Annotated in this window: 14 protein-coding genes; 12 read left to right on the forward strand and 2 right to left on the reverse strand. The window is 26.1% G+C overall.

Annotation, left to right across the window (positions count from 1 at the left end; all coding sequences use genetic code 11):
* Positions 1 to 69 precede the first annotated feature (69 nt).
* The 8 genes from IC758_RS07695 to IC758_RS07730 all read left to right on the forward strand — a co-directional run bounded on the left by IC758_RS07695 (position 70) and on the right by IC758_RS07730 (position 9,306).
* Positions 70 to 402, forward strand: a complete 333-nt coding sequence (locus IC758_RS07695) for a hypothetical protein (protein WP_227482345.1) — start codon at positions 70 to 72, stop codon at positions 400 to 402.
* A 21-nt stretch (positions 403 to 423) separates the two neighbouring features.
* Positions 424 to 2,634, forward strand: a complete 2,211-nt coding sequence (locus IC758_RS07700) for an EAL domain-containing protein (RefSeq protein WP_227432924.1) — start codon at positions 424 to 426, stop codon at positions 2,632 to 2,634.
* 155 nt (positions 2,635 to 2,789) lie between these two features.
* Positions 2,790 to 3,536 carry an ABC transporter ATP-binding protein gene (locus IC758_RS07705; protein ID WP_227823745.1) on the forward strand — a complete coding sequence of 249 codons (747 nt, stop codon included), beginning with the start codon at positions 2,790 to 2,792 and terminating at the stop codon, positions 3,534 to 3,536.
* The gene (locus IC758_RS07710; RefSeq protein ID WP_227860857.1) at positions 3,536 to 5,410 is read left to right on the forward strand and encodes an ABC transporter permease; all 1,875 of its coding nucleotides are present in this window, start codon (positions 3,536 to 3,538) and stop codon (positions 5,408 to 5,410) included. Before IC758_RS07705 ends, IC758_RS07710 begins: the two co-directional genes overlap by 1 nt.
* A gap of 122 nt (positions 5,411 to 5,532) precedes the next feature.
* Entirely contained in the window at positions 5,533 to 6,906 is a 1,374-nt protein-coding gene (locus IC758_RS07715) for an MATE family efflux transporter (protein ID WP_227482349.1), read from the forward strand.
* Positions 6,907 to 7,013: 107 nt separating this feature from the next.
* Positions 7,014 to 8,054 carry a Fic family protein gene (locus IC758_RS07720; RefSeq protein ID WP_227823746.1) on the forward strand — a complete coding sequence of 347 codons (1,041 nt, stop codon included), beginning with the start codon at positions 7,014 to 7,016 and terminating at the stop codon, positions 8,052 to 8,054.
* Positions 8,055 to 8,362: 308 nt separating this feature from the next.
* Positions 8,363 to 9,016, forward strand: a complete 654-nt coding sequence (locus IC758_RS07725) for an FMN-dependent NADH-azoreductase (protein WP_227432929.1) — start codon at positions 8,363 to 8,365, stop codon at positions 9,014 to 9,016.
* Between the two features lie 80 nt (positions 9,017 to 9,096).
* A complete protein-coding gene (locus tag IC758_RS07730; RefSeq protein ID WP_227432931.1) occupies positions 9,097 to 9,306 on the forward strand; it encodes a hypothetical protein in 210 nt (69 codons plus the stop codon).
* A 139-nt stretch (positions 9,307 to 9,445) separates the two neighbouring features.
* Here IC758_RS07730 and IC758_RS07735 read toward each other — a convergent pair whose 3' ends face one another.
* A complete protein-coding gene (locus IC758_RS07735; protein ID WP_413927704.1) occupies positions 9,446 to 10,012 on the reverse strand; it encodes a DUF1836 domain-containing protein in 567 nt (188 codons plus the stop codon).
* Between the two features lie 159 nt (positions 10,013 to 10,171).
* On the opposite strand from IC758_RS07735, the gene trhA reads away from it, so the two are divergent.
* Positions 10,172 to 10,825, forward strand: coding sequence for a PAQR family membrane homeostasis protein TrhA (trhA, locus tag IC758_RS07740; protein ID WP_227432934.1), 654 nt, complete (start codon positions 10,172 to 10,174; stop codon positions 10,823 to 10,825).
* A 158-nt stretch (positions 10,826 to 10,983) separates the two neighbouring features.
* Here trhA and IC758_RS07745 read toward each other — a convergent pair whose 3' ends face one another.
* Positions 10,984 to 11,160: a hypothetical protein gene (locus IC758_RS07745; protein WP_003420092.1), complete on the reverse strand. Its 177-nt coding sequence runs from the start codon at positions 11,158 to 11,160 to the stop codon at positions 10,984 to 10,986.
* Between the two features lie 527 nt (positions 11,161 to 11,687).
* Between IC758_RS07745 and IC758_RS07750 the strand changes: the two genes are divergently transcribed.
* Genes IC758_RS07750 through hisC form a run of 3 tightly spaced genes read left to right on the forward strand, consistent with a single transcriptional unit; the run spans position 11,688 to position 14,363 of the window.
* A complete protein-coding gene (locus tag IC758_RS07750) occupies positions 11,688 to 12,632 on the forward strand; it encodes an ATP phosphoribosyltransferase regulatory subunit (RefSeq protein WP_227432936.1) in 945 nt (314 codons plus the stop codon).
* 21 nt (positions 12,633 to 12,653) lie between these two features.
* Positions 12,654 to 13,280 carry an ATP phosphoribosyltransferase gene (hisG, locus tag IC758_RS07755; protein ID WP_227432938.1) on the forward strand — a complete coding sequence of 209 codons (627 nt, stop codon included), beginning with the start codon at positions 12,654 to 12,656 and terminating at the stop codon, positions 13,278 to 13,280.
* Positions 13,281 to 13,313: 33 nt separating this feature from the next.
* On the forward strand, positions 13,314 to 14,363 hold the full coding sequence (hisC, locus tag IC758_RS07760) for a histidinol-phosphate transaminase (protein ID WP_227834581.1): 1,050 nt from the start codon (positions 13,314 to 13,316) through the stop codon (positions 14,361 to 14,363).

Below are 14,363 nucleotides of genomic sequence, written 5' to 3' on the forward strand. Positions count from 1 at the left end.
TAAGCAACATAATTTTGTTTAATTATGGTAAAATAATATCGAATAAAGATTTTATAAGGGGGAAATAATGTGTGGTTGGCAGAATCAGAGTTATCAAACTTGACATTAGAACTTATACCTAAAAAGAATATTTTTGGTATAACGGTTACATATATTAGTGCAACAGATATTGAAAATGTAAGCATTTTAGATAAAGCAAGTATAAATTACTTAAAAAATAATATACCATCATTAGAATATAGGCCTTTCCTATATAAAATTGAAAAATTAAATGTGCCAGTTTTAAATTATGAATCTCGTATAAAGGATTCATATAAATTTAAAGAAAGAATACTTTTGGATTATTCACATAGAGTAATGTCACAAGTTATTAAAGAGCCGATTGAGTATGTATTACAATAGTATAATTAATGGTGTTTAAATATGAGAAAAAGAGAAAAAATATTTGATGGATTAGTTTTTAGGTATATATTAATTTTATGGATGTTATTAATTTTAATTGATTTTACAAGTACAATTATATATGCAAGTAATTCTATGGAGGTTGCTTCTAAAAATATGATTGAAGCCTCAAAAAGAGAATTAGAAAATTATTTAAGTGTCAATGCATCCTTATTAAAAGCTCTTAGTCAAGACGATAGATTTTCTGATGCCAGAACTTCTCTAATTGAAAAAGGTAAGTTATTAAGACCTTATCAAAAACAATATAACCTTTTTATGCTTGGAATAACTGATGCACAAGGGAATACTTCAAGTACATATAGAGAAAGGGTTGGGACAATAAAAGACCGAACTCATTTTCAGAAGGTATTAGAAACAAAGAAAATGGTGATTTCTGACATTACAGTTAGTAAGGTTACAGGAGATAAAGTATTTATTATATGTGTACCTATTATAAAAAATAATGAAGTAACTGGAACTATTTTTGCTTCCTTTTATTTTCAAGATGTAAATAAGATAGTAAGTAGAAGTAATTCTGATGATTCTATTAAGTTTTTAATGGTAGATAAAAATTATGCCATTATTTCTCATCAAAATAAAGACTATGTCCACAATAAGACGGACATGTTTAGTATAGAAGGAAATATTATAGGGTCCAGTAAAAATGAAATTTTAAAAAATATAGATGAGAAACGTCAAGGTGGTTTTTTATCATGGGATAATTGGAAGTTATATAGTGCAAGATATACGAGTATCGAAGGAACTGATTGGACGTTAATATCAAGTTGTGATGTCTTTAAGAACTTTAAAAGCTTGATAATTGATTTTATAATCAAGTTATTTTTCTATATATTAATATTTTTGATATTGTGGAAATTAAGTAATGTTACACTAATAGAACAACTGAAAAAATTAGCTTATTATGATTCCTTAAGTGGAATAAAGAACAAAGAAAAGTTTAAAAAAGATTCTATATATATTTTACATAATTATTATAAGGATGATTTTTACTTAGTTCAATTGGATGTCAATAAATTTAAATACATAAATGAGATGTTTGGTTATACTGAAGGAAATAAGATATTAATACATATTGCAAATGTGTTAAAACACAATACAAACAAATATGAACTTTGTGCCAGAATGGATAATGACCACTTTATATTATTGCTTTCTTGTAATACTGATACTGACCTTTTAAATAGACTAGCTAAAATAAATAATGAAATATGCAATTTAAGTACTAGTAATTCTTCACAATATAAAATTGTTATGTCAAGTGGCATATATAAGATAAATAGAAGTGATGATATACAAAAAATTGACTTGTTAATTGATAGAGCGAATATTGCTGCAAAAACAAAAAAAGATAAGTATGAGCATTCATATTCATTTTTCAATGAAGATACAAGAAATCGATTATATAGAGAAAAGAAATTGGAGGATAATATGAATAAAGCTTTGGAAAAAGGCGAGTTTGTAGTATATTACCAACCAAAATATAGTTTAAATGATGGAAATGAAATTGAAGGAGCAGAAGCTCTAATAAGATGGAACAATCCAGATATAGGATTTATTTCACCCGTAGATTTTGTACCTTTATTTGAAAGAAATGGTTTCATTGTAAATATTGATATGTTTGTATTTGAAGAAGTATGTAAGACCTTGAGAAAGTGGCTAAACAAAGGTTATAACCCTGTGCCAATCTCAGTGAATATATCTAGAGTTCATTTACATAGAGATAATTTTATAGAGAATATTACTGAATTGATAAATAAGTATAATATATCTCCTAAGTTTATAGAACTTGAATTAACAGAAAGTGTTGTATTTGATAATTTAAATATATTGATTGATATAATTAAGAGGCTTAAAAAGATAGGATTTCTTATATCAATGGATGATTTTGGCTCAGGATATTCATCCTTGAATCTATTAAAGGACCTTCCTTTTGATATTTTAAAATTAGATAGAGGCTTTCTAATTGAAACAACAGATACAAAACGTGGAAAAATTATTATCTCTAAGATAGTAGAAATGTCAAAAGCGATTAATATTAAAGTTATATGTGAAGGTGTAGAAACCAATGAGCAAGTAGAGTTTTTAAAAGAAATAGGATGCGATAAGGTTCAAGGTTATTTATTTGCTAAACCGATGGTACTTAGTGAATTTGAAAAGCTTCTAAAATTTTAGTTGAATTAATTATTAATACTAATTAGTTTGTTGATACCCTAACAATTAACTTACAAATATGTAAGTTAATTGTTAGGGTATTTTTATGGTTAAAATGGGATATTCACGATAATATATTACTGTAGTGAAAATAAAAAAGTAATGGAGAATATAAAATGAACATATTAAGTATTAAAAATATATCAAAAACATATTATGGAAAAGTTCCATATAAAGCATTAGATAGTATTAATTTAAGTATAGAAAAGGGCGAATTTGTAGCTGTTATGGGTCCATCTGGAAGTGGCAAATCTACTCTCTTAAATATAATATCTACAATTGATAAGCAGAGTGAAGGCCAAGTTATATTAAATGGACAGGATACAAGTAAATTAGAAGGAGAAAAATTAGCTGAATTTAGAAGAAAACAACTTGGTTTTGTATTTCAGAATTTTAATTTGATTGATACTTTGACAGTTGGTGAAAATATAATGTTGCCACTTACACTAGATGGTAGAAATGTTAAAAAAATGAACAGGGAAACTAAAAATATATCTGAATTTTTAGGTATTGATAAAATTTTAGATAGAAGAACTTATGAGATTTCAGGAGGACAAGCTCAAAGATGTGCAATTGCTAGAGCAATTATAAATAACCCATCATTACTTCTTGCAGATGAACCAACAGGGAATCTTGATTCGAAATCCACTGATGATGTTTTAGAGTTATTTGCCAAGATAAACAAAGAACAAAATGTAACTACACTTATGGTAACTCATGAAGCATATAGTGCAAGCCATTCAGATAGAGTTGTTTTTATAAAGGATGGATGCATATATACAGAGATAAAGAAATCAGGCACGAATAGTTCTTTTTACAATAAAATACTATCTGTCTTGTCTCAAATAGGAGGTGTAAGGTAGTGACTTTTGGAAGATTTGCTTATAATAATATAATTAGAAATTTTAGAGCATATTTAGCGTATTTTTTAAGCTCAATTTTCTCTATAATGATATTTTTTGTATTTGCAGTATCTATGTTTCATCCAATTATAACGGATTCTGGAATCCAAAGTGGTTCTACTGCATTTATGGCTCTTATGATTTCAGAATTAATAATATTAGGATTTAGTCTGCTTTTTATATTATATTCCTTAGGAAATTTCTTAAAATCTAGATTAAGAGATTTTGGAGTTATGATAATAATTGGAATGAGTGATAAACAATTGAAAAGATTGATATTGATTGAAAATTTAATAATAGGATTATTAGCAATAATGTTAGGAATACTTTTAGGGCTATCTATTTCTAAGTTATTTTTATTGTATTTAGGTAAAATATTTTATATGAACTTGACAGAAAGTTACTTTCCAATAAAAGCGATACTAATGACAATTATATCTTTTATGTTATTATTTTTGATAACAGGACCACTTAGCTTAAAATTGTTAAACAAAAATAATATTTTTGAACTTTTAGTAGGCACAAAGAAACCTAAAAAAGATATAAAACCTTCAAAATTATTTGGAATACTTGGTATATCATGTCTTATGACAGGATATGCTATGATACTATTTGGTAATAAGTTAAATATAAATGGTGATATGTACATGATAGCGCTGTTGATTACTCTAGGAATGTTTTTATTTTTTTCTCAGTTTATGATTTTAATATTAAAGCATATGAAAAATAGAGAGAAGTTTTATAAAAACAAAATAAATATGTTGCTTATAGGTAATTTAGTATATAAGATGAAAGATAATTCTCGATTATTGTTTTTAATGACAATACTTTTATCTGGTACTTTAGTAGCATTTACAACAACTTTAACGCTTGTAACTTCACAAGGTAAATCCTCTAAAAATAATTTTCCAATGGTTTACTCATATTTCTCAGAAGACAATAATAACAAAAAATATGAAGACTTAGAAGAAATTAGAAACACAATAAAAGAATATGATTATAAGGAATTAAGTTTTCCTATGCTTGAATATAATAATGAAGTATTATTAAGTATGAGTAACTATAATAAATTATCAAAACAATTGGGATTAGATAAAATTAATCTAAAGATAGATGAGGGCATTATAGTTCCTAGATATAATTCTAAAGAGCATATAAATTCTTTAAAAGAAATTAAAGCTTATAAGATAAAAAATGTAAACATAAAGATAAAAGAATCAACAGATAGGATAATTTTTCCTACAGGTATGTTTAGTAAAATTATAGTTATACATGATAATTTATATAATAATATACAAAGTAAGTTTTCAAAAATAAACTTTCATGGATTTGATTATGAAAACTGGCAAAATAGTGCTGATATAACTGAAGCATTAAAAGAAAAACATTTTAATCTAGATAGAAATGATATGAAGTCATATTTTTTAACCTTACCAGATATGTATTTAGCTGAGTTACAACAAAGTAAAATTCTTCAATTTATGGGTATTTTCATAGGTGTTATTATGTTTATGGCAGTTCTTAGTTTTTTGTATTTTAGACTATACACAGATGAACCTTTTGATAAGGTTAAGTACAATAATCTATCAAAAATAGGTCTATCTTTTAAAAATATGAATAAGATTGTTAGTATAGAGATAGGTATACTATTTTTTGTACCTTTTATCATAGCTATTGTAAATAGCATATTTTCTTTACTCTTTTTAAATAGTGTACTAAACAATAGTTTTAACTTAAAAAATTGGGGTATATTATTAGTGCTCTCATGTATATATTCACTTTATTTTCATTTACTAAAGAAATTTTATATTAGAAAAGTTTGGTTTTTTGATTAAAGTGGTATATAATATATATTATAGAAAATTAATATTTAAAAAGTAGTTAATATTAAGGGAGGGCATATGCACCTCCCTTGTAATATGTGGAAAATTAAATATTAGAAGAAGGAGGAGACTTGATGGATAATCAACAATTATTAGGAACGGAACGAATCAGTAAATTACTACTGAAATACTCTATACCGGCAATAATAGGTATGCTGGTAAATAGTCTATATAATGTGGTAGACAGAATTTTTATTGGGAACATACCAGGGGTTGGACCACTTGCAATAACAGGTCTTGGTGTTACGATGCCAATAATGACAATAATACTTGCATTTGGTATGTTGATAGGAATAGGAACAACGACAACTATATCGATAAAACTTGGGCAAGGTAAAGTAGAAGATGCAAGGAAACTTATAGGAAATGCAATGACATTAGCTGTAGTTACAGGAATTATAATAATGGTACTTGGGATATTATTTGCAAATAAAATACTTACATTATTTGGAGCAAGTGAAAATACATTAATATATGCAAAGACATATATAAATATCATCTTATTAGGAACAATAGTAAATCTTCTATCCTTTTCTTTAAATCACTCAATAAGAGCTGACGGTAGCCCTAAGATTTCAGCAGGAATAATGATAATAGGATGCCTAACTAATATAGTTTTAGATTGGATGTTAATATTTGGATTCAATATGGGAATACAAGGAGCTGCAATTGCTACAGTAACTTCTCAAGCTCTTACAGCTATTTTAACTATAGGCTACTATATAAGTGGAAAATCAAATTTAAAATTCAGTAAATCTCATTTAAAATTAGATAAAAGATTAGTAGGTGCAGTATTTGCAATAGGAATGTCACCATTTGCTATGCAACTTGCAGCAAGCTTAGTTCAAGTAATATCAAATATTGCACTTAAAACTCATGGTGGAGATTTAGCTATAGGAGCTATGGCTACAATTTCTTCTATAGCAATGGTATTTTTAATGCCTATCTTTGGAATAAATCAGGGAGCGCAACCCATTATAGGTTTTAACTATGGGGCTGAAAAATACGATAGAGTTAAAAAAGCATACTTAGGTTCATTAGTAGTAGCTACTATAATTTTATGCATGGGTATGGTAGTAATTATGCTTTTCCCAGAGGCAATTATAGGGATATTTAATAAAGACCCTGAGCTTATGAGTATATCTGTAGATGGTTTAAAAATATACCTACTTATGTTACCAATTGTAGGTTTATCAATTACAGGAACAAACTTTATACAATCTATAGGTAAAGCAAAAATGGCAATGTTATTAAGTCTTCTAAGACAGGTAATTTTATTGATACCAGCAGTAATAATTCTTCCTACATTCTTAGGTTTAAAGGGTGTATGGACAGCTCAACCAGTATCTGACTTTATAGCCACAGTAATTACAGGTGTAGTAGTATTTAGAGAGTTGAAAAGATATACACCTAAAAGTGAACGTTTAAGTGAAATAACAACTGAATAAAAAGTATAATTTCAGATAAATAAGTAAAAAATTGTAAAAAATACAATTATATGATAAAATAAAACCGCTGTCAAAAAGAAGAGAAATTCTAATTATGGAGTGATTTTATGGAATTTACAAAAAAAAGCAAATTAAAAAATATGTATGTAAACATGAATGTAGCTAAAATGTTGTCTAAGATAAATGAGTATAAAGGTAGACAACTGCTTTACAAAAAACAACCAAAAGAAATTTTAGAAAGTCTAGAAAAAAAATCTTTAGTAGATTGTTCGGAATCTACATATATTGGAAATCAAAAAGAAAGTAATACTTTTAATTTAGAAAAATTAATAAGCAATGAAGTCACACCTAAAAGTAGAGAAGAGTTAAGTATTGTTGAATACAGAGATGTAGTAAAAACTATTAATAGTGCTTATGAGAGTATACCAATAAGCTCGCAAACAATTCTTGAACTTCATGGATACTTATATAAATTTTCATCTACCAGAGGGGGAAGCTATAAATCAGAAAGTGGATTCTTTGAATATAATTTAAAAAATAGTGACTTCATAAATGTTGATGCAAGTGTTAATAAGGTTGAAAAAGCTGTAGAAGAAATATGTGAAGCTTATAATACATTGATAGATGAGGATGAAATTGATATATTAATATTAATTTCTGCATTTGTGTTAGATTTCATCTTGATACATCCATTTAAAGAAGGTAATATAAAAATGGCAAGAGTACTTATACTACTGCTGTTAAACAAAAATGGATATGAAGTTGGAAGATATATAAGTTTAGGAAAAATATTTGATGACAGTTCATATGAGTACTATAGTAACTTAAACTATTTGAAGTCATCTATAGGGAATGAAAAATCAGATATGAATGCTTGGATTGAATATTTTTTAGAAACTATATTGACTGCATATAAGAAGTTAGATGACAGTTTAAATGTATCTGATAAGAAAAGACAGACAAAAACTAGTAGAATAGAAAAAATAATAAATTCTACTCTTGGATATTTTACAAAAGAAGATATAAAGGACTTGTGTCCTGATATTCCAGAACCTACTATAAATAGAGTTTTTAATAATCTAAGAAAACAAGATAAGATAGAGGTTGTTGCAAGGGGAAGAAGCGCAAAATGGAAGAAGAAGTATTAAAAAATACTTTAATAATTTTAATGGTATAGTGTTAAAGCACTATACCATTTTTTATTGAAATTAGAAACTCTGAGAGGAATTTACATAACTTTATGGAACCTAAAATACTATAGGTAATTTCTTGATTAGAATTTTAAAATATTTAAAATTATATTATATAATAAATTATGTTTTATTCCTGTACTCTATCAATTTACTTTTTAAGATTATTTAACAAATATATTTCTATTAACTTTATAATTTAATTACAGAATAGAATGGTTATTTTTGTGAAATAATAATATAAAAATAATCTTAGGAGTGAGCTTATGAAGAAAAAATTATTATATATAAATGTGAATTCAAAACCAGAAGATTTATCTTCAAGTAAAACTGTAGCAAGAAAGTTTATCAATAAATTTATAGAAAAAAATAAGGATTTTGAAGTTGAAGAAATAGATCTTTATAAAGAGCATATACCAAGACTAGAATATCAATACTTCGAAAAGAGAAATAGTATAGTCAGCGAAGAAGCCGCTAAGCAATTAGATGATAAGGATAGAAAAGAACTTGCAAAAATTAGAAGCCTTTGTGACCAATTTGTGAGTGCAAGTGTATATGTAATAGCAGCACCTATGTGGAGTTTATCTTTTCCAGCACCACTTAAAGAATATATAGATTGTATAATTCAAGATGGAAAAACTATATCTTTTGAAGGTGATGATAAACCACAAGGAATACTGAATGATATTGATAGAAGTATGGTATATATACAATCTTCAGGTGGACATATACCATGGGTACTAAAACCAGTTATGAATAAAGGGGTAAATTATGTGGAAAGTATCATGAAATTTATAGGAATCAAAAAATTTGATGAATTATTAGTAGATGGAACTGGAACTAGTGAAGAAGAAAGACAAAGTGCAATAGAAAAAGCATCTGAAAAAATAGAAGGCATAGTAGATTCTATGAAGTTTTAGTTATAATATTTTATTTTATTGAAAATATAAAGGAAAAACCTCTCTTAATGTAGAAACCTATATTGAAGGAGGCGAAAATCATGCGAGAAGAAAAAAGTAATGAGAAGTATGATTGTTATTGGTGTAATCAAGAAAATAATTTCCATGTAGAGATAAAAGACAATGTAGTGATGATAGATGATGGCACTGGTATACTTAAACAAGCCGTTTTCATAGGGTATAAACAAATTCAAGTTAATTTGAATTGTTCACATTGTCAAAACTTAAATAGAATAAAATTAAATTTGTAAACTTTAGATATGGAGATTCTTGAAAGAGTTAAAAATAGAAAGTATTAATATTTAGACTGAAAATTATATTGTATACAATAATGATTAATTTAAGCTGTATTGTATTTTAATATTTATTTTCAGTCTTACTTTATTAAAATTATTTTTTGGGAGTATCTTGGAAAAAAGTATCTACTATTTTTTCTGAAATACTTTTTAATTGGTCAGCCATTGAAGTTAGGCTTAGTAAGGCTATCAATAAATCACCTTTATTTTCTGGATTAATACTGATATTTTCAAAATTAGACTCTATAAAGTTTGGCATATTATTTCTTTGCCTTTCTTTTATTGATATAAACTTTTCATAACATGCCACTAAATCTTCTCCGTTGAAATCATCTTTTTCGTATACACCATTTAAGATTCTTTTAATCTCTTGTATTGTAAGTGTATTTTTCATAGAATAAATGATTATCATTTGTAAGATTTGTTCTTTGGTATATTTTTTTCCCTTAATTGGTTTGATTAATCCTTCTTTACTATAATTATTTATCATTGTTTTAGTGAGAATTTTATCATCCTCAAATCTTTTATTGGCAGAAAGTTTACTGTCAATTAGAGAAATAATCTGATCTATATATAGGTCAATAGATGGAATATCATTTGAAGTTATATCTGTATTATTTAGCGTTTCCAGTATTATGGTATTTAATTCATTGTTCATCATATGTTACCTCCATAATATTTATAATACACTAATTTAGAAAATAAAACAATATTAATGGTTGCAAAAGATATATAAAGTGGTATAATTAAATTTATAATATAGTATTAAAAACTATATATAAAATGTAATTTTTAAAATACATAATTGTAGGAGGACGAAATGTATCAATTTTTTTTAAAGGGTAGAGACCCAATAAGTAGTTTAACTCATTTTATAGGGGCTTGTTTATCTCTTATAGCTACTATAATTTTAATTTTTCAATCTATATCTTTACAACAAACTTCTTTTTTGATGATAGTGTCTGTGTCTGTATTTGGATTATCATTAATTGCTCTTTATAGTGCAAGCTCATATTATCATTTTTTAAAAGGTACACCAGAACAAGAATTATTTTTCAGAAAAGTAGACCACGCAATGATTTATGTATTGATTGCTGGTTCATATACACCAATATGCTTATATTTTATGCAAAAAGAAGAGGGAATAATATTTACTACAGCAATATGGATAGTTGCATTTATTGGTATAGTAATAAAAATATTTTGGATGGATGCACCTAGATGGTTGTCTACAAGTCTATATTTACTTATGGGGTGGGCAATTGTCTTTGATATAAATGCATTTAATTCAATTCCTAAGGATTGTCTTAACTTATTAATAATAGAAGGTGTATCTTACTCTATAGGTGCAGTTATTTACATTATTAAGAAGCCAAACATAAGTCCTGAATTTGGATTTCATGAGATATTTCATATTTTTATTATGTTAGGTTCTTTATTCCACTTTTTAGCTGTTTTATTGTATGTTTTATAGTTTAAGAACCCAGTTAATTGATACTAAAATTTCTACAATGAAGAAAATAAAAAGAACTGTCTTATATAGAATCTATCTTCTACTATAAGACAGTTCCTTATTATAAATACAATTATATTTATAATAACCTGTTTATAAAAATAGCATATTCAAAATGTCTATTCCATAATTCCTTTAATGTATTTCTCATTTACGACATATAGTTTGAATTTATGTACTATAATTATATCCTCTAAATTCTCTGACACACTAACAATTCTAACACATTTATTTCTAATTTCTACAGGCAAATCTAAATCATTTGTTAAATTTACATAGTCATCATATTTATACATAAAATCATCCCTTTACATTAAGATATACTTATTATACTATATTTTAATAAGTTTTTTTAAATTATTACAATTTTTCCCGAAATTTCATTTTTTATACACAAAACTTCCAAATTAAGTAAAGATTAAATATCTAACTGTACAAATAAAAAATCATATAAAATATTTTATTTAAATTTTTAAATAACTATTGCCAATTTTTGAAAAGTATATTATTATTAATAGTAATAAAAAAACTGTAAATTTAGAATATTAATAAAAAATATTTGGGAGGAAATTATCATGGTGAGATTAAATGTAGAAAAATTAAATATAAAATTAAATCATCACCATCATCATAGATTAAAGGGATTGTAATATGAAATTGATTCATAGACACAAGCCCTGTTTTTAGTGTAATTGGTCTTGTATCTATGATGGGAAGTAATTTTAAAAGAAAATTATAGCCATATAGGTATAAAGCCTATATGGCTTTTTTATTGTTTTAAATTTGCAAATGTAAGAGTAATTTTAATGAAAAGGGTGAGAGTATGAAATTTTTAAGAATTGAAGATGAGGTTATTTATTCTAAAAAAAGATACAAATTAAAAAGAGAAATAGACAGGCTTTTCTTAGATGAAGAATATTTTCAAATAGAACCACAATTATTTGAAGAATATGATGAATTTACAAATATAAATAGTAAAATCCCAAAAGAATCTATGGTAAAGGTTGTAAATGGAAGAGTAATGGTGTTAAGAGCTGATATAACTACAAGTATAATAAAAAGCCTCATACCAAGATGGGAAGAGGGTTTAAAACTTAAACTTTTTTATAATTCATCTATATATAAAAATAAGAATACAGTTGGAATAAAAGAGATAAGACAGATAGGTTGTGAGTATTTAGGAGAATCTTCTGTAGAAGCAGATAGAGAAGTGGTAAAATTGGCCCTTAAGATACTTGAAAAGTACAACAATAATTTCATTTTGGAAGTTGGGAGTAGTAAATATATTAATGGATTATTAGAGGAATTAAAATTGAATAAGAATTGTGAAAATCAAATTAAAAACTTATTATATACCAAAAATAACCATGAATTAAAAGTATATATTGAAGATTTAAAAATTAAAAATGATGTAAAAGAATTATTATCAAATATCTTAAGTTTTCAAGGTAATCTATATAATGTTATTGAAAAGGCGCAAAAATTCTATTGTAATGATAAGATGAAACAAGCACTTGAAGAGTTAAAACAAATAAACGATTTAATTGAGGAATGTAATTTTTTAGATAAAGCTAGATTTGATTTATCAATGATTACAATGCTTGACTATTATGAAGGAGTTATGTTTAGAGGATACTATCCAGACTCATATAAAGAAATTCTAAGCGGTGGAAGATATGATTCTCTAACTAAAGAGTATGGAAAAGAAATTCCAGCTATTGGATTTACATTAAGTGTTGATGAGCTAATGAAGTATGTATATAAGTAAGATTGAAAAGGAGGTATTATTTTGGATTATTTAACTATAGCACTAGCAAAAGGAAGAATAGAAGGGGAATCATTTAAAAAATTTAAAAAAATGGGCTTGGGAGACAGTATAGATACTGATACAAGAAAGTTAATTTTTAAAGATGAAAAAAATAAAATCATATATATACATGTAAAACCATCAGATGTGGTTACCTATGTTGAAAAAGGAGTTGCTGACCTTGGTATAGCAGGGAAAGATACTATTTTAGAAAATGAAACAGATGTATATGAAATATATGATTTAGGTTTTGGAAAGTGTAAATTTGCAGTAGCAGGATTAAAGGGAGATAGTATATATAGAAAAGATGAATATTTAAAAGTGGCAACAAAGTACCCAAATATAGCAAAAAAATACTTTAAAGAAAAAGGTCAAAAAATTGAAATAATAAAACTAAATGGTTCTGTTGAACTAGCTCCAATAGTAGGCTTATCAGATGTAATTGTTGATATAGTTGAGACAGGTAATACACTTAAAGCAAATGGACTTGAAATATTAGAAGATATATGCGATATAAGCGCTAGGATTATATCAAATAGAGCTAGTTATAGATTTAAGTATGAACAAATTCAAAATATAATTCGTTTGTTTAAGGAAATTGATAACTAAAATATAATTAAAATTGACAAGGAGAGGTTTAGATTGAGAGAAAAAGAAAGTATAAGAGAACTAAAGGGATACGAACCAAATCATGTAAATTGTAAGGTAAAGCTTGATGCAAATGAAGGAAATAAAAAGTTGTTCAAGTATCTTGTTAAAGAGCTTGGAGATAGCGATATAGATTTAAATTTATATCCTGAAGACTCTTATAGCGATTTAAAAGAGTCTATAATAAATTACATAGATATTTCTGGAGTAAGTAAGAAAAACCTTTTAGTAGGAAATGGTTCAAGTGAAATAATTGATTTGATAATACATACTTTTGTAGATAAAGATGAAACAATATTAAGTTTTTCTCCAAGTTTTAGCATGTACTCTATATACAGTCAGATAAATGGTTCAAAGTTTATAGGTGTTGAGAGTGATGAAAATTTAGTTATAAATATAGATGATGTAATTGAAACAGTAAAAGAAAATAATCCAAAGATAGTAATTGTTTGTAATCCTAATAATCCAACAGGGGCAATACTTAAAAGAGAAGACATAATAAAACTTTTAAACTCAACTAACAGTTTAGTAGTTTTAGATGAAGCATATATGGATTTTGGGGAAGAAAGCATGTTAGAGAATGTTTTTGAGTATGAAAACTTAATCGTTCTTAGAACTCTATCAAAGGCATTTGGATTAGCTGGGATAAGAACTGGATATATGCTATCTAATAGTAGTTTGATAAACTCTGTTGAGAAGGTAAGACCTCCATATAACTTAAATTCATTGTCCGATTTCATTGCTACAAGAGCATTGAAAAATAAAGAAGTAGTTAAGTCCTATATAGATGAAGTAAAAAAAGAAAGAGCAAAATTGTATAAAGAAATAATTGATATGGGTATCAAAGCGTATGAGTCACAAGCAAACTTTATATTATTTTACTCTGAGATAGAAAATTTATCACAAAAGCTGATTGATAGAGGAGTACTAATAAGAAAGTTTAGTGGAAAACTAGAAAATTATTATAGAGTTACAATTGGTGATAAAGAAGAAAATATTATGTTTGCAAATGCTATAAAAGATATTTTTCAAAAGGAGAATTAG

Source organism: Clostridioides sp. ES-W-0016-02, from assembly GCF_020641035.1.
Classification (GTDB): Bacteria; Bacillota; Clostridia; order Peptostreptococcales; family Peptostreptococcaceae; genus Clostridioides.

Excerpts from the sequence above, each read along its gene's own strand:
- IC758_RS07700 (WP_227432924.1), top strand. The coding sequence starts at position 424 with ATGAGAAAAAGAGAAAAAATATTTGATGGATTAGTTTTTAGGTATATA.
- IC758_RS07705 (WP_227823745.1), top strand. The coding sequence starts at position 2,790 with ATGAACATATTAAGTATTAAAAATATATCAAAAACATATTATGGAAAA.
- IC758_RS07715 (WP_227482349.1), top strand. The coding sequence starts at position 5,533 with ATGGATAATCAACAATTATTAGGAACGGAACGAATCAGTAAATTACTA.
- IC758_RS07720 (WP_227823746.1), top strand. The coding sequence starts at position 7,014 with ATGGAATTTACAAAAAAAAGCAAATTAAAAAATATGTATGTAAACATG.
- IC758_RS07725 (WP_227432929.1), top strand. The coding sequence starts at position 8,363 with ATGAAGAAAAAATTATTATATATAAATGTGAATTCAAAACCAGAAGAT.
- IC758_RS07730 (WP_227432931.1), top strand. The coding sequence starts at position 9,097 with ATGCGAGAAGAAAAAAGTAATGAGAAGTATGATTGTTATTGGTGTAAT.
- IC758_RS07735 (WP_413927704.1), bottom strand. The coding sequence starts at position 10,012 with ATGATGAACAATGAATTAAATACCATAATACTGGAAACGCTAAATAAT.
- trhA (WP_227432934.1), top strand. The coding sequence starts at position 10,172 with ATGTATCAATTTTTTTTAAAGGGTAGAGACCCAATAAGTAGTTTAACT.
- IC758_RS07745 (WP_003420092.1), bottom strand. The coding sequence starts at position 11,160 with ATGTATAAATATGATGACTATGTAAATTTAACAAATGATTTAGATTTG.
- IC758_RS07750 (WP_227432936.1), top strand. The coding sequence starts at position 11,688 with ATGAAATTTTTAAGAATTGAAGATGAGGTTATTTATTCTAAAAAAAGA.